Annotated in this window: 20 protein-coding genes and 1 pseudogene; 19 read left to right on the forward strand and 2 right to left on the reverse strand. The window is 65.4% G+C overall.

Going from position 1 to position 19,053, the window contains the following annotated elements:
• The first annotated feature begins 242 nt into the window (after window positions 1–242).
• The 13 genes from ACFFWD_RS14255 (at window position 243) to ACFFWD_RS14315 (ending at window position 11,452) form a co-directional block, all read left to right on the forward strand.
• Window positions 243–647, forward strand: coding sequence for a DUF4189 domain-containing protein (locus tag ACFFWD_RS14255; RefSeq protein ID WP_376966251.1), 405 nt, complete (start codon window positions 243–245; stop codon window positions 645–647).
• A gap of 33 nt (window positions 648–680) precedes the next feature.
• Window positions 681–1,091, forward strand: coding sequence for a DUF2000 family protein (locus tag ACFFWD_RS14260; RefSeq protein ID WP_376966058.1), 411 nt, complete (start codon window positions 681–683; stop codon window positions 1,089–1,091).
• Between the two features lie 63 nt (window positions 1,092–1,154).
• Window positions 1,155–1,322: a VOC family protein gene (locus ACFFWD_RS14265; RefSeq protein ID WP_376966060.1), complete on the forward strand. Its 168-nt coding sequence runs from the start codon at window positions 1,155–1,157 to the stop codon at window positions 1,320–1,322.
• 53 nt (window positions 1,323–1,375) lie between these two features.
• On the forward strand, window positions 1,376–1,540 hold the full coding sequence (locus ACFFWD_RS14270; protein ID WP_376966062.1) for a VOC family protein: 165 nt from the start codon (window positions 1,376–1,378) through the stop codon (window positions 1,538–1,540).
• A gap of 812 nt (window positions 1,541–2,352) precedes the next feature.
• Entirely contained in the window at window positions 2,353–3,078 is a 726-nt protein-coding gene (locus ACFFWD_RS14275) for a TetR/AcrR family transcriptional regulator (protein WP_376966064.1), read from the forward strand.
• Window positions 3,075–3,863 (forward strand): HlyD family secretion protein, encoded by a 789-nt coding sequence (locus ACFFWD_RS14280; protein ID WP_376966066.1) that lies wholly within the window; start codon window positions 3,075–3,077, stop codon window positions 3,861–3,863. The genes ACFFWD_RS14275 and ACFFWD_RS14280 overlap by 4 nt, the downstream gene beginning before the upstream one ends.
• On the forward strand, window positions 3,860–4,804 hold the full coding sequence (locus ACFFWD_RS14285; RefSeq protein ID WP_376966068.1) for an ABC transporter ATP-binding protein: 945 nt from the start codon (window positions 3,860–3,862) through the stop codon (window positions 4,802–4,804). The genes ACFFWD_RS14280 and ACFFWD_RS14285 overlap by 4 nt, the downstream gene beginning before the upstream one ends.
• Complete coding sequence (locus ACFFWD_RS14290) at window positions 4,801–5,964, forward strand: ABC transporter permease (RefSeq protein WP_376966070.1); 1,164 nt, start codon at window positions 4,801–4,803, stop codon at window positions 5,962–5,964. Before ACFFWD_RS14285 ends, ACFFWD_RS14290 begins: the two co-directional genes overlap by 4 nt.
• Before the next feature lie 133 nt (window positions 5,965–6,097).
• On the forward strand, window positions 6,098–7,411 hold the full coding sequence (locus ACFFWD_RS14295) for an adenylate/guanylate cyclase domain-containing protein (protein ID WP_376966072.1): 1,314 nt from the start codon (window positions 6,098–6,100) through the stop codon (window positions 7,409–7,411).
• 75 nt (window positions 7,412–7,486) lie between these two features.
• On the forward strand, window positions 7,487–8,215 hold the full coding sequence (locus tag ACFFWD_RS14300) for a GntR family transcriptional regulator (RefSeq protein ID WP_376966074.1): 729 nt from the start codon (window positions 7,487–7,489) through the stop codon (window positions 8,213–8,215).
• A 47-nt stretch (window positions 8,216–8,262) separates the two neighbouring features.
• Window positions 8,263–9,510 (forward strand): MFS transporter, encoded by a 1,248-nt coding sequence (locus ACFFWD_RS14305; protein ID WP_376966076.1) that lies wholly within the window; start codon window positions 8,263–8,265, stop codon window positions 9,508–9,510.
• 36 nt (window positions 9,511–9,546) lie between these two features.
• A complete protein-coding gene (locus ACFFWD_RS14310) occupies window positions 9,547–10,431 on the forward strand; it encodes an amidohydrolase family protein (protein ID WP_376966253.1) in 885 nt (294 codons plus the stop codon).
• Between the two features lie 106 nt (window positions 10,432–10,537).
• Window positions 10,538–11,452, forward strand: coding sequence for a PhzF family protein (locus tag ACFFWD_RS14315; protein ID WP_376966078.1), 915 nt, complete (start codon window positions 10,538–10,540; stop codon window positions 11,450–11,452).
• Here ACFFWD_RS14315 and ACFFWD_RS14320 read toward each other — a convergent pair.
• Entirely contained in the window at window positions 11,449–11,910 is a 462-nt protein-coding gene (locus tag ACFFWD_RS14320) for a DUF488 domain-containing protein (RefSeq protein ID WP_376966080.1), read from the reverse strand. The genes ACFFWD_RS14315 and ACFFWD_RS14320 overlap by 4 nt on opposite strands.
• 16 nt (window positions 11,911–11,926) lie before the next feature.
• Window positions 11,927–12,766, reverse strand: coding sequence for a DUF72 domain-containing protein (locus tag ACFFWD_RS14325; protein ID WP_376966082.1), 840 nt, complete (start codon window positions 12,764–12,766; stop codon window positions 11,927–11,929).
• A 126-nt stretch (window positions 12,767–12,892) separates the two neighbouring features.
• On the opposite strand from ACFFWD_RS14325, the gene ACFFWD_RS14330 reads away from it, so the two are divergent.
• The 6 genes and pseudogenes from ACFFWD_RS14330 (at window position 12,893) to ACFFWD_RS14355 (ending at window position 19,016) form a co-directional block, all read left to right on the forward strand.
• Window positions 12,893–13,249: a hypothetical protein gene (locus ACFFWD_RS14330; RefSeq protein WP_376966084.1), complete on the forward strand. Its 357-nt coding sequence runs from the start codon at window positions 12,893–12,895 to the stop codon at window positions 13,247–13,249.
• Between the two features lie 72 nt (window positions 13,250–13,321).
• Window positions 13,322–13,528 (forward strand): hypothetical protein, encoded by a 207-nt coding sequence (locus tag ACFFWD_RS14335; protein WP_376966086.1) that lies wholly within the window; start codon window positions 13,322–13,324, stop codon window positions 13,526–13,528.
• 248 nt (window positions 13,529–13,776) lie between these two features.
• Window positions 13,777–14,910: a glycosyltransferase gene (locus ACFFWD_RS14340; protein WP_376966088.1), complete on the forward strand. Its 1,134-nt coding sequence runs from the start codon at window positions 13,777–13,779 to the stop codon at window positions 14,908–14,910.
• 7 nt (window positions 14,911–14,917) lie between these two features.
• Window positions 14,918–16,429: a glycosyltransferase family 39 protein gene (locus ACFFWD_RS14345; RefSeq protein WP_376966090.1), complete on the forward strand. Its 1,512-nt coding sequence runs from the start codon at window positions 14,918–14,920 to the stop codon at window positions 16,427–16,429.
• Window positions 16,430–16,500: 71 nt separating this feature from the next.
• A pseudogene (locus ACFFWD_RS14350) lies at window positions 16,501–17,195 on the forward strand (DUF899 family protein).
• A 480-nt stretch (window positions 17,196–17,675) separates the two neighbouring features.
• Complete coding sequence (locus tag ACFFWD_RS14355) at window positions 17,676–19,016, forward strand: RtcB family protein (protein ID WP_376966092.1); 1,341 nt, start codon at window positions 17,676–17,678, stop codon at window positions 19,014–19,016.
• Window positions 19,017–19,053: the final 37 nt, after the last annotated feature.

Raw genomic sequence — 19,053 nt, forward strand, 5'->3', positions numbered from 1 at the left:
TTTGCACAACCTCATTCTGGCACACTGATGCCGTAGGGGGCCGTCCACCCCATCAACCACCGGTCTTCGTTCTCGGCGGGAAAGCGGCCCCAGCCTCGCGCAACACCTGACATTTGTGGCTATGGGTCCCGGCCTTCGCCGGGACGACCACGCACAGAGCTATCCACCCACAACCCGTCATTCACCATCTGGAAACGACCCCCGGATAGATTCGCCGCCGGGTTTGGGGGATTTCAGTCTTGATCGTTTCGACGGCTACCGCGCAGCGCCGCGCGCTGTTCATTCTTGCGCTGACCGTGCTGCTCGGCGCCTCGCGCTTCATCACGGAAAACGTCATCACCAAGAGCTGGGCGGCCGGCGCGTTCGCGGTCGGCAAATGCGGCGCCTATGGCCAGGCCTACGACTATCCGGCGGAAGCGGCCGCCCGCGCCGCCGCGCTGAAGCAGTGCAGGGGCGAGTGCACGGCGGTGACCATGAAGCGCGCCTGCGCCGCCTTCGCGGTGGACATGGCCAATCCCTGCGGCGCCCATGGCTACGCCGTGAAGCCGAAAATCTCGAGCTCGCTCAACGCCGCCACCCGCAAATGCTACGAATACGGCGGCAAGGAATGCGTGATCCGCGCCTGGGCCTGCGACGCCAAGGGGTAGCCCTTGCCGCTGGCCTGCCGCTAGAGTGGCGCCATGCAGTTCGACACCAAGATCGCGGTCGTGATCCGCAACGACCTGGAAGCGTGGCAGAAGCTTAACGTCGCATCCTTCCTGTCGGGCGGCATCGCCGCCGCGTTTCCCGAATGCATCGGCGAGAACTATGAGGACGGCTCGGGGACGACATATCTGCCCCTGATCGGCCAGCCGATCCTGATCTACGGCGCCGACCGGCCTGCGCTGTCGCGGGCGCTCGAGCGTGCGCTGGCGCGCAACGTGCGGCCGGCGCTCTACACCGAGGACATGTTCAGGACTACGCACGATGCCGCCAACCGCGAGGTGGTGAAAGCGGTGGCACGCGCCGACCTCAATCTCGTCGGCCTCGCCATCCGCGCCGAGCGCAAGGTGGTCGACAAGATCCTCGATGGATTGAAGTTTCACAGCTAGCCATCCGGGCCCTGCTTTCGCGCGTCGACCGGATTGCTCGAAGCCACGATCTGGAGGGACGACATGCTCGACGATTGCAGCCTGATCGCCTTTCTGGCGACGACGGACAGCGCGCGGGCGCGCGCGTTCTACGAAGGAGTTCTCGGTCTCACATTTGTCTCCGACGATGAGTTCGCCGTGTCTATGACGTCGAGGGGATCGAGCTGCGGCTGCAGAAGGTTCGCGAACTGACGCCGCAGCCCTACACCGCGCTCGGCTGGTCGGTCGCGAACATCGATCGCGCGGTGCGCGAGATCGCGAGCCGGGGAGGCAGCTTCGAGCGCTTTCCGCACCTTGCGCAGGATGCAGCCGGCATCTGGCAATCGCCGTCCGGCGCTCGGATTGCGTGGTTGAAGGACCCGGACGGCAATCTGCTTTCGCTGACCGAAAGGCCGGCGCGTCCCGCGTAGAGCCGGCAAGAGTTGCCCCGACTGATCCGGGCGCGTCACCTGCGACAAATCAACCCGGCAGGCAAACCGGTGCTGCAGGATGGGTAGAGCGCAGTGCTGTAGGATGGGTAGAGCGCAGCGAAACCCATCGCGATCCTGACGTGCTGCAGCAATGATGGGTTTCGGTGCGCTCTACCCATCCTACGGATCCGCGGCCCATGCCACTGATTTGCCCGACGGCGCAAGTGCTCTCGGCAAAATATTTCGGTTTTCCGGAAATGAAAATCGGTGTATGAATTCGCCCGTCTCACCCGATTGAGGGGCGCTTCGCCATCGTCACGCGTGTTGCGGTGAGATGCGGTGGACGCCGGTGGCACACGAGGCGAACGTGCCACGGCGGACGGTGAAGTCGTGTGGTCCTGACGCCCCAGTGGCAGGTGTCTCCTCGCAAGACGTGGAAAGCGTCCTTGCGAAGACGGTGACAAACAAGCCCGGTCTCGCCGGGGAGAGCACGAAGGAAGCCGTAAAACCATCGCGCAGGGAAAGCCGGGATTCCGGTTACACCTGTGGTCCTACCCCCGTGCTTTTTGTTGCACGGGACCCATGGGTGCGATCGGCGCCACCCGGCTTTCCCTGCGCCCTCTGTTTGAGGAGAGGGCGGCATACGACCCAAGCCTTGGGCAATTCATGCCGCGAGAGCGCGGCCGTGTGCGCTGGCAGGCCAACAAACCGCGGCCGCCAAGGGCGGCGATCACCAATCCTGTCACGACAGCGTGAGGCGCTCGATGCAAGACGATATTGACGATGACTGACCGGTCAGTCATTATACGCGCATGACCAGACAGCGAAACACAACGATCCGAAAGCGGGCCGCGAAGCCTCGGCCCACCATTCGCCCTGCCGCGGCCAAGGACCCGAAGCTGGTCTCGCCGCTGGCCGAAGACGCCGGGCCCGCCTCAAACCGTGCTGGGAAGTCCGCGGAGCGGCGTGCGGCGATTGTCGAGGCCGCGATGGAGGAGTTCGTCGCGCGCGGCTTTGCCGCGACCCGGCTTGATGACATCGCGAAACGCGCAGGGGTCGCCAAGGGCACGATCTACCTGCACTTCAAGGACAAGGAGTCGATGTTCGAGGAGCTGATCCGCACCGCGATCGTGCCGCTGATCGGCCGCATGGCTGCGCCGCCGCCGCTCGGCGGCTCCGTCCGTGACGCGGTCGAGCGGTTTGCCGAGACCTTCATCCGCGAGGTCGCCTCGACCCGCCGCGGCGACATCATTCGCCTGATCGTGGCCGAGGGGCCGCGCTTTCCGGCGATTGCCGACTTTTATTTCCGCGAGGTGGTGTCGAAGGGCATGGCCGCGATCACCGCATTGATCCAGCTCGGGGTCGCGCGCGGCGAAATCAGGCAGAACGAGCTGGCGCGCTTCCCCCAACTGCTCGTCGCTCCCGCGATCGTCGCGGTGATCTGGCAGAGCCTGTTTGCGAGGCATGCGCCACTGGATGCGATCGCGATGTTCAAGGTGCATCTCGATCTGATTTTTGGCGAACGGAGGACGACATGACGTCGTCGCAAGCTATCAAGCTCCTGGCGGTGCTTGCGCTCCTTGCGGCGACGCTCGGCGGCTGCAACGACAAGAAGGACCCCGGCTTCCAGGGCTGGGTCGAGGCCGACATGATCTTCGTCAGCCCCGACGAAACCGGTCGGGTGATCAAGCTCAACGTGCGCGAGGGTGACGAGGTCAAGACCGGCGAATTGCTCTACTCCGTCGACGACGATTTGCAGAAGGCCGATCTGAACCAGAACAATGCGACGCTGGCGAACGCGCAGCAGACCTATGACCGTGCGGCGTCGTTGCGGGGCACCGGCGCCGGCACGCAGGCGAACCTCGACGCCGCCGTCTCCGCGCTCCGCGTTGCGGAAGCGCGCGTCAACACCTCGCAGACGCGGCTGGAGCGGCGCAAGGGCTATGCCCCGGTCGCGGGCTCGATCCAGCAGATCTACTTCCGCGAGGGCGAGATGGTGCCGGCGCAGCGGCCGGTGCTGTCGATCATGCCGCCCGGCAACATGAAGCTGCGCTTCTTCGTGCCGGAAGCTGAACTGCCGAAGCTTGCGCTCGGCGACGAGGTGAAGGTCGCTTGCGACAATTGCGCGGCCGATCTCACCGCCAAGATCTATTTCATCGCCACCCAGGCCGAATATACGCCGCCGGTGATCTACAGCCTCGATGAGCGCAACAAGCTCGTCTATCTGATCCAGGCGCGGCCGAGCCGACCCGATGCGCTGCGGGTCGGGCAGCCGATCAGCGTCTATCTCAACGCCAAGACCCCGGTGGCGGAGCGGCGATGAACGGCGCCGCGAACCATGCGCCCGGCATCGCCATCGATGTGAAGGGCCTGTCGAAGTCGTTCAGCGGACGCGAGGTGGTCCATGACCTGTCGATGCAGGTCAAGCGTGGCTCGATCTACGGCTTCCTCGGTCCGAACGGCAGCGGCAAGACCACGACCATCCGCATGCTCTGTGGCCTCTTGACGCCCGACAGCGGCACCGGCACCTGCCTCGGCTACGACATCCGGCGTGACGCCGACAAGATCAAGCGTCGGGTTGGCTACATGACCCAGCGCTTCAGCCTGTATCAGGATCTTTCGGTGCGCGAGAACCTCGAATTCGTCGCGCGGCTCTACGGCATGCCCGACGCACGCGGCGCCGCGCGCGACATGGTTGCGCGGATCGGCCTGAACGGGCGCGAGGAGCAGTTGGCTGGAAACCTCTCCGGCGGCTGGAAGCAACGGCTCGCGCTCGGCGCCTGCACGCTGCCCAATCCGCAACTGCTGCTGCTCGACGAGCCGACCGCGGGCGTCGACCCCAAGGCGCGGCGCGACTTCTGGAACGAGATCCACGCGCTCGCAGCCGACGGCCTCACCGTGCTGGTCTCGACCCACTACATGGACGAGGCCGAGCGCTGTCACGAGATCGCCTATATCGCCTACGGCAATCTGCTCGCGCACGGCACCGTCGATGAGGTGATCGCGCATTCCGCGTTGTCGACCTACACCGTGAGCGGCGATGATCTCAATGGGCTGTCGGCCGAGCTCACGGGCAGGCCCGGCGTTGACATGGTGGCGCCGTTCGGCACCAGCCTGCACGTCTCCGGGCGCGACAGGGCGGCGCTCGAGGCAACGATCGCGCCCTATCGGGAGCACAAGGGCTGGCAGTGGCAGGCGAGCGAGCCGTCGCTCGAGGACGTGTTTATCGATCTGATGGGGCGCGCGAAGGATAACTTCCAATGAGTGTGACCGACACCATCCGGAACGGCGAGGCGCCGGAGCCGGCGTTCGGCTTCTGGCGGCGCAGCTATGCGATGCTGATCAAGGAGTTCATCCAGCTCCGCCGCGACCGTGTCTCCTTCGCTATGATCATCATGATCCCGGTGATGCAGCTTCTGCTGTTCGGCTACGCCATCAACACCACGCCGCGCAACCTGCCCAGTGCGGTGTTGACGCAGGAGGACACCGATCTCGGCCGCTCGATCCTGAAGGCGATGGAGAACACCGCCTATTTCCGCTTCACCCGCGAGGTCCACACCGTCGAGGAGTTCGACAATCTCTTGCAATCAGGCAAGGTGCTGTTCGGCGTCGAGATCCCGCGCGGCTTCGAGCGCGCGGTGCGGCGCGGCGACAAGCCTGCGCTGTTGGTCGCGGCCGACGCCACCGATCCGGTCGCGGCCGGCTCGGCGCTCGCCGCATTGGGGCCGCTGGTGCAGACCGCGCTGGAACATGATCTGCATATCGGCGATCCGCCGGCGATGCCGTTCGAGATCCGCGCCCATGCCCGCTACAATCCCGCGGCGGAATCCCGGCTCAACATCGTGCCCGGCCTGGTCGGGACCATCCTGACCATGACCATGCTGATCTTCACCGCGCTGTCGGTGACGCGCGAGATCGAACGCGGCACCATGGAGAGCCTGCTGTCGATGCCGATCAAGCCGGTCGAGGTGATGTTCGGCAAGATCATCCCGTACGTCATTGTCGGCTTCGTCCAGGCGAGCCTGATCATCGGCATCGGCGTATTGTTATTCGGCGTGCCGGTCCTCGGCAGCATGTTGTTGCTGGCGGCGTTGACCACGCTGTTCATCACCACCAATTTGTCGATCGGCTACACGTTCTCGACCATCGTGCAGAACCAGCTGCAGGCGATGCAGCTCTCGATGATGTTTTTCCTGCCGAGCATCCTGCTGTCGGGCTTCATGTTTCCGTTCGCGGGCATGCCGGTCTGGGCGCAATATATCGGCGAGGGCCTGCCGCTGACTCATTACGTCCGGATCGTCCGCGCCATCATGCTCAAAGGCGCGGTCGTGCAGAACCTGCAGTATGACACGATCGCACTGCTCGCCCTGATGCTGCTTGCCATGACGATCGCGGTGACGCGCTTCCGCCGCACGCTCGATTGAGGCTAAGATGGAGCTCGGTAGTCATCGTCATTCCGGGGCGCCTCGCAGAGGCGAACTACGGTGCGCAGTTGCGCACCTGAGAATCTCGAGATTCCGGGTTCGCTTCGCGCCCCGGAATGACCGGGGCAGGGCAATGGCTGGATTCTGGGCCAAAGGCGAAACGGTACAGGGCACGGCGGTGTCGGCCGATTTCCATCATGCCCTGATGCGGGAGGTGATGAGCACCGAGCTGCTCCGCGTCAAGGTGCTGATCGGCACCGCGGCGGGATTCGCTGTCGTCACCTCGGCGATCTACGTCCTCGACCCCGAAGCCCTGGCACGGGTCTGGCACGGCAATTTCAAGCCGTCCTATATCTACACCGTCATCGTACCGTTCATCCTGTTCGAATTGTGGGTGCACACCGCGATCACCCGGCACATGCGGCGGGGGCGCGACCTGCCGGTGGTCCGGCGCTATATCGGCGCGCTGATCGAGACGTCGCTGCCGACAGTGGCGCTGGCGCTGCATATCGACAGTATGGGCTCGGTGGCCGCGCTCGGCTGGGTGGCGCCGCTGGTCTATTTCATCTTCATCATCGCCTCGACGTTGCGGCTGGATTTCTGGCTTTCGACCTTCACCGGCTTTGTCGCGGCGGCCGAGCTCTTGTGGATGGCGATGTACTATCGCCCCGACGGGGGCGTCGATCCGGCGCCGGACCTGTTCTATCATTCTGCGCGCAGCGTCGTGATCCTGGTCTGCGGCGTGCTGGCGGGCGCCGTCGGCATGCAGCTCAGGCGGCAGTTCGGCGCCAGCATCCTTGCCGCCACCGCGCGCGACCGCATCACCAATCTGTTCGGCCAGCACGTCTCGCCGCAGGTGGTCGAGCGCCTGATGGCCGAGGGCGCCAGCACCGAAAGCGACATCCGTCGCGTCGCGGTGATGTTCGTCGATTTCCGCAGCTTCACCGCAGGGGCGCGCTCGCGCTCGCCGCAGGAGGTGGTGGAGCGGCTCGACGGCGCCTTTGCGGTGCTAGTCGAGATCCTCGACCGCCACGGTGGCATCGTGAACAAGTTCCTCGGCGACGGCTTCCTCGCTTTGTTCGGCGCGCCGTTCGAGACCGGTGATGCCGCGCATCACGCGGTCGCCGCCGCACGCGAGATGCTCGCGGCCAATGAGCGCGCCAACGCCGCCTCGAGCTGGCCGCTGCGCATCGGCATCGGCATCCATGTCGGCGAGGTCGTCGCCGGCAACATCGGCTCGCCGCGGCGCAAGGAGTACACGGTGATCGGCGACACCGTGAATTTCGCGGCGCGGCTGGAGGCGCTCAACAAGGACCTCGGCTCGCAATTCCTGATCTCCTCCGCGGTGCACGACGCGCTGGGGGACGATTGCCGGGACGCGGTGTCGCGCGGCGAGGTGGCGATCCGGGGCTATGACCGGCCGGTGCCGGTCTGGCAGCTGGGATAGGGGAAAGTCGTTCTTGATTTCTAAGGTAATTTAGTAGTGGTTGACCGGCAATCTTATACTCATATAGATGACTATATGAACTCCCCCGTCGACGACCGCCTGCCGCGCTACCAGCGTCTCCGCGATGATCTCGCGGCGCGTATCAATCGCAACGAATGGCGTCCGGGTGATCTAATCCCCTCGGAAGCCGAGCTCGGCGCGCATTACGGCGTTGCGATCGGCACCGTGCGCAAGGCGATCGACCAGCTCGTCAGCGACGGCGTGCTGGAGCGGCAGCAGGGGCGCGGCACCTTCGTGCGCCGCGCGCGCTTCAACTCCTCGCTGTTCCGCTTCTTCCGCTTCCAGTCCGAAACCGGCGAGCGTCGCGTCCCGCAGAGCCGTATCCTGCGGCGGAAGGCGGTGCCGGCAACGTCGGCCGTCGCGTCGGCGTTGCGCATTCCCGCAGGCGAGCCCGTCATCAGCCTGTCGCGTCTGCGCCTGATCGACGACGTGCCGCTCTTGGCCGAGGAGATCTGGCTGCAGAAGTCGCGCTTCGAGGCGATCCTCGCGCTCGACACCGCGGAGTTCGGCGACCTGCTGTATCCGCTCTACGAGGATCGCTGCGGCCAGGTCGTGGTCTCGGCCGATGAAATCCTCACCGTCGAGACCGCGACCGAGATGCAATCCCGCCTGCTGAGGCTGGAGGCGAATGCGCCGCTGATCGTCATCGAGCGCCTTGCCTTCGATCTCGAGCGGCGACCGATCGAATGGCGCCGTTCGCGCGGGCCGGCGGACCGCTTCCGTTACCACGCCGAGATCAGGTGAGCGCGGACGCCAGAACAGAACGACAGAAGAAATCATCGGGAGGAGTAATGACGAATTGGTACAGCGAGTGTTCACCGCTGGAGCGACGCACATTCTGGGCAAGCTTTGGCGGCTGGGGCCTCGACGCGCTCGACGTCCAGATGTTCAGCCTCGCGATCCCGGCGCTGATCGCGGCGTTCGGGATCAGCAAGGCGGATGCCGGACTGCTCGGCTCGATCACGCTGTTCTTCGGGGCGTTCGGCGGCTGGCTCGGCGGTGCGCTCGGCGACCGGTTCGGGCGGGTGCGGGCGCTGCAGATCACGGTGGCGACCTTTGCGTTCGCGACCTTCGCCTGCGCCTTTGCCACGACCTACACCCAGCTTCTCGTCCTCAAGGCAATCCAGGGTCTCGGCTTCGGCGCCGAATGGGCCTGCGGCGCGGTGCTGATGGCCGAGATCATCCGCGCCGAGCACCGCGGCAAGGCGCTCGCCGCGGTGCAGAGCGCCTGGGCGGTCGGCTGGGGCAGTGCGGTGCTGCTCTCGGCGCTCGTCTTCACCTATGCGCCGGCCGACATCGCCTGGCGCATCCTGTTCGCGGTGGGATTGCTGCCGGCGCTCCTGATCCTGTTCATTCGCCGCGGGCTGAAGGAGCCGCCGCGATCGGTGCCGGCTGAAGCGAGCCCGCCGTTCCTCGCCACGCTCGCCGGCATCTTCCACCGCGATGTGCTGCGCGCCACGCTGATCGGCGGCCTGTTCGGCACCGGCGCCCATGGCGGCTATTCGGCGCTGACGACATTCCTGCCGACCTATTTGCGCGAGGTGCGGCAGCTCTCGGTGCTCGGCTCCAGCGCCTATCTCGCCGTGATCATCGTGGCGTTCTTCTGCGGCTGCGTGGTGTCCGGAATCATCAGCGACCGCATCGGACGGCGCGCCAACGTCACGTTCTTCGCCGCGGCCTGCGTCGTGACCGTGCTGGTCTATATCTTCGCACCGCTGACCAATTCGCAGATGCTGGTGCTGGGCTTCCCGCTCGGCTTCTTCTCGGCCGGCATCCCCGCGAGCATGGCGGCGCTGTTCAGCGAGCTCTATCCGGCGGGCGTGCGCGGCACCGGCGTCGGCTTCTGCTACAATTTCGGCCGCATTATCTCGGCGGCATTTCCCTTCCTGGTCGGCTTCCTCAGCGACCATATCGGCCTTGGTCCCGCGATCGGGATCGATGCGGCGTTTGCCTATTCCCTGGTGCTGATTGCGGTGCTGATGCTGCCCGAGACCCGCGGCAAGGTTTTTGAACAAGCCGCCGCCGGTACGCGCGCCTGATGATGGGGGATGGATATGTCATCGCGCGAACATGGTATGACGCGGCGCCGGTTTGCCGCCGGATTCATCGCATCTCTGCCGACGATCGGGATTGCGAGCAGGGGCTTGGCTAAGGTGGCAGTGCCGCGATTGTCGATCGATACCCACGCCCACGTGTTTCATCGCGGCTTGAAGCTTGCGCCGGGGCGGCGCTATGCGCCTGATTATGACGCGCCGCTCGATCTCTATCTGCAGCAGCTCGACCAGAATGCCATGACCAATGGCGTGCTGGTGCAGCCGAGCTTCCTCGGCACCGACAACTCCTATCTGGTCGAATGCCTGAAGGCGGCCAATGGCCGGTTGCGCGGCATCGCCGTCGTTGATCCCGCGATCGCGCCGGCCGAGCTTCGTGCGCTCGATGCCAATGGCGTCGTCGGCATCCGCCTCAATTTGGTCGGCCAGCAACTGCCGGATCTCACCGCGCCGGAGTGGAAGACGCTATTGGCATCGATCAAGGCGATGGGTTGGCAGGTCGAGGTGCAGCGCAACGCCGGCGATCTCGCGATGCTGGCGCCGCAGTTGCTCGATCATGGCGTGACGGTCGTGCTCGATCACTTCGCGTTGCCCGATCCCATGCTCGGTGTTGCCGATCCCGGCTTTCAATCCACCCTCAAGCTCGGTGCCTCGCGCAGGGTCTGGGTCAAGATCTCGGCGCCGTACCGCAACGGCGCCAACGGCGAGCAATTCGCGAAGGAGGCGTATCCGCTGCTGCGCACCGCCTTTGGCGTCGACAGGCTGTTGTGGGGCAGCGACTGGCCGCACACGCAGTTTGAGACGAAGGAGAACTACGTCAAGAACCGAAAGTATCTCGACGAGCTTGTCACCGACGCCGATGAGCGCGCGCGCGTGCTCGCGTCGCCGCGCGAGCTGTTTCGCTTCTAGGCGCGCGCATTCGATTGCACCGAGTGCTCTGAAGGGCGTCGTCGCAGCCGTGCTAGAATGCGTGCGATCCGGTCGAGGCCGGCCGGCCATCGCATGAGGAACAACAATGCAGCGGCGCTACATCACTGTCGACGTCTTCACCGATCGCGCTTTCGGCGGCAATCCGCTCGCCGTGGTGCTCGATGCCGGCGGGCTGTCGACCGCGCAGATGCAGGCGATCGCGACCGAGTTCAACTATTCCGAGACGACCTTCGTGCTGCCGTCGCAGGACGCCGCCAACAACGCCCAGGTGCGTATCTTCACGGTGCGTTCCGAGATCCCGTTCGCCGGCCACCCCAATGTCGGCACCGCCTTCGTGCTGGCAACGCGGGCCGCGACGGCGCCGGCCAGGCTCAAATTCGAGGAGAAGGCGGGTCTCGTGCCGGTCGAGATTCTGTCCGAGCAGGGCAGGGTGATCGGTGCCGAATTGACCGCGCCGCAGCAACTGCAGCGGATGGACGAGGTGAGCGCGGCGGAGGCGGCGGCCTGTCTGTCGCTGTCGGCGAGCGACGTGAAGACCGACCGCCATGCGCCGCAGGTCGTCTCAGTCGGCCTGCCGTTCCTGGTGGTGGAGATCGCCTCGCGCGAGGCGCTGAAGCGGGCCAGGCCCGATGCCGCGGCGTTCGCCAGGGCGTTGGCGCGCTTCGGGCGCGACGTCGTCTATTTCTACACCCGTGATGTGCCTGACAGCGAGCAGCCGCTCGACCTGCAGGCGCGCATGTTCCATCCAGGCGCGAGCGGCCTGTCCGAGGATCCCGCCACCGGCAGCGCGACCGCGGCGGCCGCGGCGCTGCTTGCCGATCTCGATCCCATCAGCGACGGCGAACTGCGCTTGCGGATCGGGCAGGGCGTCGACATGGGCCGGCCGAGCCTGCTGCTGACGCGGGCGCGGAAGCAGGGCGGCGCGGTCGCCTCGGTGCATGTCGGCGGCGGCTGCGTGCAGATGATGGAGGGGACGTTGCGCGTGGAGGGTGCCGACTAGATCTGCGGCGCGGCCAGGTTCTCCACCTTCACGCCATCGCGGTCCTGGATGATCTCCGCGATCCAACGGCGGTGGCAGTGCCGGTGATCGCGCTCATAGCAGAGGATGCAGACCGGGCCGGACTTCTCGACCAGCGCCGACAATTCGTCGAGTTCCTCCCTGGCCTGCGCGGTCTTCAGGTGCGCCGAGTAGATCTTGCGGAGCACGTCATACTGGCCGCGGCGCGCGGCCTCGCGGCCTTCCTTCGGCGTGCCGAGGCCACGTAGGTGCAGGTAGGAGATGCCGCGCGCGTCGAGGCCCGCGGCGAGCTGGCTCTTGGAAAATCCCGGCCGCCGCGACGAGGCAATCGCGCGCACGTCGACCAGCAGCTTCACGCCGGCGCGTTCCAGTTCGTCGAGCACCGCCTTCGACGGCGTCTGCTCATAGCCGATGGTGAACAGCGTCTTCGCCTTCGCCACGGCTGCACTCCACTTGCTATTTCACACGCTCGATCAACTCCATCGCGCCGGCCGGCGCGCGGATCTTGCCCTCGTGGATCACATAGGCGAAGACGTCGCGCGGGGCCTTGCTCGGCTTGGCGCCGTCGACCCGCGGCAGATCGTCCGGCTCGCTGCCGCCGGCCCAGTCCTGGAAGCGCTTGGCCCAGGCGTCGAGCTGCTTCGGCGGATAGCACGTCTTCAGCTCGTCATTGCCCTTCTGCAGCCGCGCATAGACGAAATCGCTGACCACGTCGGCGATCGCCGGATATTTGCCGTGCTCGGCGAACACCACCGGCGTCTCGAACTCGCGCAGCAGCGCGACGAATTCGGGTATACAAAAGCTGTCGTGCCTGACCTCCACGACGTGGCGCAGCGCGCGCCCGTCGAGCTTGCGCGGCAACAGCTCAAGGAACTTGCCGAAGTCGGCGCCGTCGAATTTCTTGGTCGGCGCGAACTGCCAGAGCACCGGGCCGAGCCGGTCCTTCAATTCCAGCACGCCGGAATCATAGAAACGTTTCACCGAGTCGCCGGCTTCCGCGAGCACGCGGCGGTTGGTGGCGAAGCGCGGGCCCTTCAGCGAGAAGATGAAGCCGTCGGGCACCTCGCTCGCCCATTTGCGAAAGCTCTCCGGCTTCTGCGAGCCGTAATAGGTGCCGTTGATCTCGATCGAGGTCAGCTTCGATGCCGCATAGGCAAGCTCTTTCGATTGCGCGAGCTTCTCGGGGTAGAAAACCCCGCGCCACGGCTCAAAGGTCCAGCCGCCGATGCCGATGTAGATGTTGCCTGTGTTTGTTTTGGAAGTCTTGTTGGGGGCTTTGGCCACGATTGCACTCATCGTGAGGAGGGGACGGGGATCAGAGTAATCAAAATAATCGTGATTGGCCAGTTTGCCAGAATGGCGCGGGCCGTGCTTACAGCGGCCGCTGCTGTTCGCTAGGATGCGCGAAAAGGGAGAAGAACAATGCGCGCGCTGCTCGCGGCAGTGCTGTCGGTCATGTCTTTTGCCGCGATCGCCGACGAGATCGACGATGCGCACAAGCTGGCAGTAACCGGCCGTGATGCCTACTGGAATTGCCTCGCCCGAGAATATCCCCGCGACAGCAACAAATCGATGACGGATCAGGAGTTCACAGCGCTGATCGCCACCGTCTGTCCCTCGGAGCGGCAGAATTTCCGGGTGTCCTTGATCGATTTCCTGTCGTTGCAGTTTCCCAAGGACGACGCCGACAAGCATCTGACGACCGCTAACCGCGCCATTGAGCTGGCGCAGAAGGACATCGTCACCGCCTTCGTCCGGCGCAAGGCCGCTGCCAGGTAACCCTTTCGGATCCTGTTGCTTCCAGCCGATTCTTGGTATCAATCCCACGTTGAGGCGAGGGGACGATCCGGCATGACATCTCAATCCGTGGCGGGCTTTTTGGGCGCACTGGTCGCTGCGATCGTGCTGGCGGCGGCGTTCATCTATGGGCCGTCGCCCAGCCAGATCGCCAAGCCGACGCAGTCCACCGCGGTGCAGCAGCCGGCTGCTGTCGCGCAGCCGGCGCCTCCTGCCCCGGCGCCGCGGGGCCCGGTGATCCGCGAAGTCCCGAACAATTAGCGCCAAATGCGCCCCTTGCGGGCCGCAGGAGGCCACCCTATCTAGCCCATAACGGCGACGTTGCAGCTTAAGGGCTCCGGCGCTGGGACGACCACGACCATGATCGGCTGCGCCGGATGTACGCGCGCCCCTTGTTCGTGGTCGTTGGCATTTTGGGGCTGTTTTGCCCGGTTTTCCCGCCCCACGACAGGATGTTTCGTCGCTCGCGCCTTGGCAGCGCGGGAGGCTGCGGCTATACGCTGGCGCTTATGCATGAAGCCATCAACCTGGGCCCCGAACCCTCGTCGCAGGCCGCTGGTTTGCCACAACTTTCGGTCGTCGTCCCGACCTTCAACGAACGCGACAATGTCACGGTCCTGTACCGGCGGCTCGACGCGACGTTGAAGGATATCCCGTGGGAAATCGTCTTCGTCGACGACAATTCGCCTGATGGAACCTGGGACGTGGTGCGCGGGCTTGCGCGGAAAGATCCGCGCGTACGCTGCGTCCGCCGCATCGGCCGGCGCGGCCTGTCCGGGGCCTGCATCGAGGGCATCCTGGCTTCGAGTGCGCCCTATGCCGCGGTCATCGATGCCGACCTGCAGCACGATGAGACCCAGCTTCCGAAGATGGTGGCGCTGTTGCAGAGCGGCGAGGCCGAACTCGTGGTCGGCAGCCGCTACATCGAGGGCTACCGCGCCGAGGGCTTCAACAAGCAGCGCGCCGGCGCCAGCGCGTTTGCCACCGAGATCGCGCGCCGCGCGCTGAATGTCGAGGTCGCCGATCCGATGAGCGGCTTCTTCATGATCCGCCGCGACCGCTTCGAGCAGCTCGCGCCGCAGCTGTCGACGCAGGGCTTCAAGATCCTGCTCGACATCATCGCGACCGCGCACGGCAAGCTGCGCACCGTCGAAATTCCCTACACGTTCGGCGCCCGCCAGCATGGCGAGAGCAAGCTCGATTCCATGGTCGCGCTCGATTTCCTCGGATTGGTGCTGGCGAAGCTGACCAACGATGTCATTTCGCTGCGCTTCATCCTGTTCGCGACCGTCGGTGCGCTCGGCCTCTTGGTGCATCTCGTCGCGCTGTTCATCGCGCTCGAACTGTTCCACGCGCCGTTCCCTGAAGCGCAGGCGACGGGTGCGATCGTCGCGATGACCAGCAACTTCATCCTGAACAACTTCCTGACCTATCGCGACCAGCGGCTGAAGGGGTTTGCGATCCTGCGCGGCCTGTTGCTGTTCTACCTCGTCTGCAGCGTAGGCCTGCTCGCCAACGTCGGCGTCGCGTTCTCGGTCTACGACCAGGAGCCGATCTGGTGGCTCGCGGGCGCCGCCGGCGCGCTGATGGGCGTGGTCTGGAACTACGCGATGTCCGGACTGTTCGTCTGGCGCAGGCGATAACACCGGCATGAATCCGACCGAGGCGCGGCTCGTCCTCAACACCGCGCTTGCGGTGTGTGCGCTGGTCGCGCTGCGGCTTGCGGCAGCGGCCTGGACGCCGCTGACCTTCGACGAAGCCTATTATTGGATGTGGTCGAAGGCGCTGGCCGGCGGCTACTACGATCATCCGCCGATGGTCGCCGTCGTGATCCGGCTCGGCACCATGATCGCCGGCGACACGCCGCTCGGCGTGCGGCTGGCGTCGATCCTGCTGGCGTTGCCGATGAGCTGGGCGATCTACCACGCCGCGGCGATCCTGTTCGGTGGCCGGCAGGTGGCTGCGAGCGCTGCCATCCTGCTCAACGTCACGCTGATGGCCTCGGTCGGCACGCTGATCGTGACCCCGGACGCGCCGCTTTTGGTCGCCGCGAGCTTCCTCCTGTTCTCGCTCGCCAAGGTGCTGCAAAGCGGGCGCGGCGCCTGGTGGCTCGCGGTCGGCGCCAGCGCCGGTGCGGCGCTATTGTCGAAATACACCGCGTTGTTCTTCGGGCCCGCGATCCTGATCTGGCTTGCTGTCGTGCCGAAGCTGCGCCACTGGTTTCTTTCCCCGTGGCTCTATCTCGGCGGTCTCGTCGCGCTCGGCCTGTTCGCGCCGGTGATCCGCTGGAACGCCGATCACCAATGGGTGTCCTTCATTAAACAGATGGGCCGCGCACGGATCGAGGATTTCAGGCCGGTTTTCATCGCCGAACTGATCCCGACACAGATCGGGTTCGCAACGCCGCTCGTCTTCATCCTCGGCGTGATGGGACTTTATGCGCTGTCTCGGCGCCGCGCCGGCACGTTTGCCGCGCGCGTGCTGGTCAATGCGATGTTCTGGACGATCGTCGCCTATTTCGCCTGGCACGCGCTGCATGCGCGCGTCGAGGCCAACTGGTTCGCGCCGGTTTATCCCGCCTTCGTGGTCGCGGCGGCGGTGGCCGCGATCCAGACGCAATGGGCGCCGCGCGAGCAGCGCACCGTCGACTTCTGCCGCCGTTGGGCCGCGCCTGTCGGCGTCGTGCTGTTCGCGCTCTTGATCGTGCAGGCCAACACCGGCGTGCTCTCGGGCTACCGTCGCGATGCCACCGTACGCAGCGTCGGCGTCGGCTGGCGCGAGCTTGCCGGCGAGATCGAGACGGTGCGTGCCCGCGTCGGCGCCACCTGCGTCCTGGCGCCTGACTACGGCACCACCGGCTGGCTCGTGTTCTATCTCCCCGAGGGCACCTGCGTCGCACAACAGGGCCAGCGCATCCGCTGGATCAACATGGCTGAGCCGAAGCCCGAGCAGCTTGCCGGCAAGCTGCTCTATGTGCATGAGGTTGGGCAGGACCTGCCCGCATCGCTGCGCGCCAACGTCGCGCGCATCGAGCCGGCCGGCGAGGCCAAGCGGATGCGCGGACCGCTGACGATCGAGACCTACGCGCTCGACGTGCTGGAAGGGCCGAAGGGCGACGTGCTCGACCGCTCGCCGCCGCCGGAACTCGTGCGAGAAAAGTAGCTGCGGGAGCGTCGGAACGTCCGGTTCCAATGCGTCTTGTACCAATACGCTCCACAAGCGAGGTACCGACCATGAACAGTTCCGTCCTCAAGCCCGCCGCCGAACTCGCCAAGACCAGCACCGCACGCTTTCCCAACGAGAGTGCCGACTATCGCCGCGCGCGCCAGGCTCTGCTCACTGAGGAGATCGAGCTGCGCCGCCACATCGAGCGCGTCGCCGAGCTGCGCCGCGCGCTGCCGCCGGGTGGCGAGGTGACGAAACCCTACGAGTTCACCGGCGAAAACGGCAGAACGACGCTCGCCGCTCTCTTCGGCGACAAGCAGACGCTCGTGATCTACAGCTACATGTTTGGCCCGCAACGCGAGAAGCCGTGCCCGATGTGCACCTCGTTTATGAGCACATGGGAAGCGAAGCTTCCCGACGTCGAGCGCCGCGTCTCGTTCGTCTTCGTCGCGCGCTCGCCGATCGCGCGGCTGATCGAAGCAAAGAAGGCACGCGGCTGGACGCAGCACAGGCTCTACTCGGATGTGTCGGGCGACTACACGCGCGACTACGTGAACAGGGACGACGCCGACGTACCCGGCTACAATGTCTTCACGCGCCGCGACGGCACCATCCGTCACTTCTGGGCCGGCGAGATGGGGCAGGGTACCGCCGATCCAGGCCAGGACCCGCGCGGCGCACCCGACTGGATCCGCTCTGGACGATACTCGACACCACGCCCGAAGGCCGCGGCAACGATTGGTATCCGAGCCTGAGCTATTGATCCGTTGTGGCTTTTGTCTCTCTGCCAAACCCGGAGAGGGTGAAGCTCCAAGTCGGAGATCATCAACCGGCAGGTGCAAGAACTGCACCCGCCGCAGGCCGTGCTATTTACAAATCCCGCGATTGATGTATTTCAACGCCGACTTCTGCCGATCCACGAGATGATGATGTCGTATCGCAATTCCTATCGCGCGCATGACGCGGTCCAACCGGGTGTCCGGTTGGGTCGGGCTTCCGCGCGTGCGGAATCACCCGCGATCGCAGCGATACTACCGCGCAGTTCAGCGCGATAGGCGGCAGTGGGTTTCCTCTGCCGTGCGGGCAGAGAGACATCCGCGGAAGTGCCTTTACGGGCATATAGGAAACTCCAAACCTCCCTGCCTGCAAGACCGAACCGGCTTGTGTCATGTCCGACACAGGTCATTGTCGGGCGCTTGAATCCGCGCCCGGCGCGATGTGAAGTGCAGCAAAGGAGGATCCAATGCGATCCGATCCCTATCAGACGCGGGCGAGGGAGCTCGCGATCGAGGCCGGGCTCGACCCGGATACGAAGGTCGACCGTCCCGGGCAAAGGCCGATGCCGACCTGGTGCCTGTTTCGCGATGCCGCGCGCAAGGAGAAGCTTGCGCGGGATGCGGCGGCCGTTGCCGCCGACATCGCGATCGCGCCGCAGGGCGCGCAGTACCAGAACAGCCCGCTCACGATCTTCGGCAAGCACGACGACGTGACGGTGGCGCAGATGCGCAATTGCATGTCGGTCGGCAATGTTGTCGCCGGCGTGATCTGCGCGGACGGCCACCTCGGCTATGCCCAGCCGGTCGGCGGGGTGATCGCCTATGAGAAGCAGATCAGCATCTCCGGCGTTGGCTTCGACATCGGCTGCGGCAACATGGCGGTGCGTCTCGACACGCAGTTCAGCCAGATCGAGGCCAATGTCGGCACGATCATCAAGGACGTGCACAACGCGATCTCGTTCGGCATCGGGCGAAATAACCAGGAGCGCGTCGAGCACAATCTGTTCGATGATGCCGACGCGTGGCGTGAGTCCGATATGGAGGCGTACCGTCAGAAGGCGGTCGGGCAGCTCGGCACCGTCGGGTCGGGCAACCACTATGTCGACCTGCTGCGCGACCAGGATGGCTTCGTCTGGATCGGCGTGCATTTCGGCAGCCGTGGCCTGGGCCACACCAGCGCGACCCGCTACCTCAAGGCTGCGGGTGGCAAGGACGGCATGAACGTACCGCCGGCGGTGATCGACGAGGACAGCGAGATCGGGCGGCGCTACATCGCGGCGATGCAGCTTGCCGGCCGCTACTCCTATGCCGGTCGCGAGTGGGTGGTCGAGCGCGTGCGCAAGATCATCGGCGGCGAGGTCACCGACATGGTTCACAACCACCACAATTATGCGTGGCGCGAGAACCATGGCGGCAAGGACCTGTGGGTCGTCCGCAAGGGCGCCACGCCGGCGTTCCCCGGTCAGCGCGGCTTCATCGGCGGCTCGATGGGTGACGATGCCGTCATCGTCGAGGGCATCGAGAGCGACGCCGCGAAGGCGTCGCTCTACTCGACCGTGCACGGTGCGGGCCGGTTGTTTGGCCGCAAGGAGGCCAAGCGCCGCTTCACGCGGACGGAGATGGACCAGTGGCTGCACGCGCGTGGTGTCACGCTGATCGGCGCCGATCTCGACGAGAGCCCGATGGCCTATCGCAGGCTACCGGAGGTGATCGCCGAGCATGCGGGGACGATCAAGGTGCAGCACACGCTGCGTCCGTTCGCGGTCGCGATGGCGGGCGAGAATGAGTTCGATCCCTTCAAGGATTGAACCCTCAAGAGACTGGCGAGCGCGGGACATTTTCAGC

The sequence above is a fragment of the Bradyrhizobium erythrophlei genome, from assembly GCF_042430365.1.
Classification (GTDB): Bacteria; Pseudomonadota; Alphaproteobacteria; order Rhizobiales; family Xanthobacteraceae; genus Bradyrhizobium; species Bradyrhizobium erythrophlei.

Bases quoted from the DNA above. Each gene is read 5' to 3' on its own strand.
- ACFFWD_RS14305 (WP_376966076.1), top strand. From the start codon at position 8,263: ATGACGAATTGGTACAGCGAGTGTTCACCGCTGGAGCGACGCACATTC.
- ACFFWD_RS14285 (WP_376966068.1), top strand. From the start codon at position 3,860: ATGAACGGCGCCGCGAACCATGCGCCCGGCATCGCCATCGATGTGAAG.
- ACFFWD_RS14260 (WP_376966058.1), top strand. From the start codon at position 681: ATGCAGTTCGACACCAAGATCGCGGTCGTGATCCGCAACGACCTGGAA.
- ACFFWD_RS14315 (WP_376966078.1), top strand. From the start codon at position 10,538: ATGCAGCGGCGCTACATCACTGTCGACGTCTTCACCGATCGCGCTTTC.
- ACFFWD_RS14280 (WP_376966066.1), top strand. From the start codon at position 3,075: ATGACGTCGTCGCAAGCTATCAAGCTCCTGGCGGTGCTTGCGCTCCTT.
- ACFFWD_RS14300 (WP_376966074.1), top strand. From the start codon at position 7,487: ATGAACTCCCCCGTCGACGACCGCCTGCCGCGCTACCAGCGTCTCCGC.
- ACFFWD_RS14275 (WP_376966064.1), top strand. From the start codon at position 2,353: ATGACCAGACAGCGAAACACAACGATCCGAAAGCGGGCCGCGAAGCCT.
- ACFFWD_RS14295 (WP_376966072.1), top strand. From the start codon at position 6,098: ATGGCTGGATTCTGGGCCAAAGGCGAAACGGTACAGGGCACGGCGGTG.
- ACFFWD_RS14325 (WP_376966082.1), bottom strand. From the start codon at position 12,766: ATGAGTGCAATCGTGGCCAAAGCCCCCAACAAGACTTCCAAAACAAAC.
- ACFFWD_RS14355 (WP_376966092.1), top strand. From the start codon at position 17,676: ATGCGATCCGATCCCTATCAGACGCGGGCGAGGGAGCTCGCGATCGAG.
- ACFFWD_RS14340 (WP_376966088.1), top strand. From the start codon at position 13,777: ATGCATGAAGCCATCAACCTGGGCCCCGAACCCTCGTCGCAGGCCGCT.
- ACFFWD_RS14310 (WP_376966253.1), top strand. From the start codon at position 9,547: ATGACGCGGCGCCGGTTTGCCGCCGGATTCATCGCATCTCTGCCGACG.
- ACFFWD_RS14265 (WP_376966060.1), top strand. From the start codon at position 1,155: ATGCTCGACGATTGCAGCCTGATCGCCTTTCTGGCGACGACGGACAGC.
- ACFFWD_RS14290 (WP_376966070.1), top strand. From the start codon at position 4,801: ATGAGTGTGACCGACACCATCCGGAACGGCGAGGCGCCGGAGCCGGCG.
- ACFFWD_RS14345 (WP_376966090.1), top strand. From the start codon at position 14,918: ATGAATCCGACCGAGGCGCGGCTCGTCCTCAACACCGCGCTTGCGGTG.
- ACFFWD_RS14330 (WP_376966084.1), top strand. From the start codon at position 12,893: ATGCGCGCGCTGCTCGCGGCAGTGCTGTCGGTCATGTCTTTTGCCGCG.
- ACFFWD_RS14335 (WP_376966086.1), top strand. From the start codon at position 13,322: ATGACATCTCAATCCGTGGCGGGCTTTTTGGGCGCACTGGTCGCTGCG.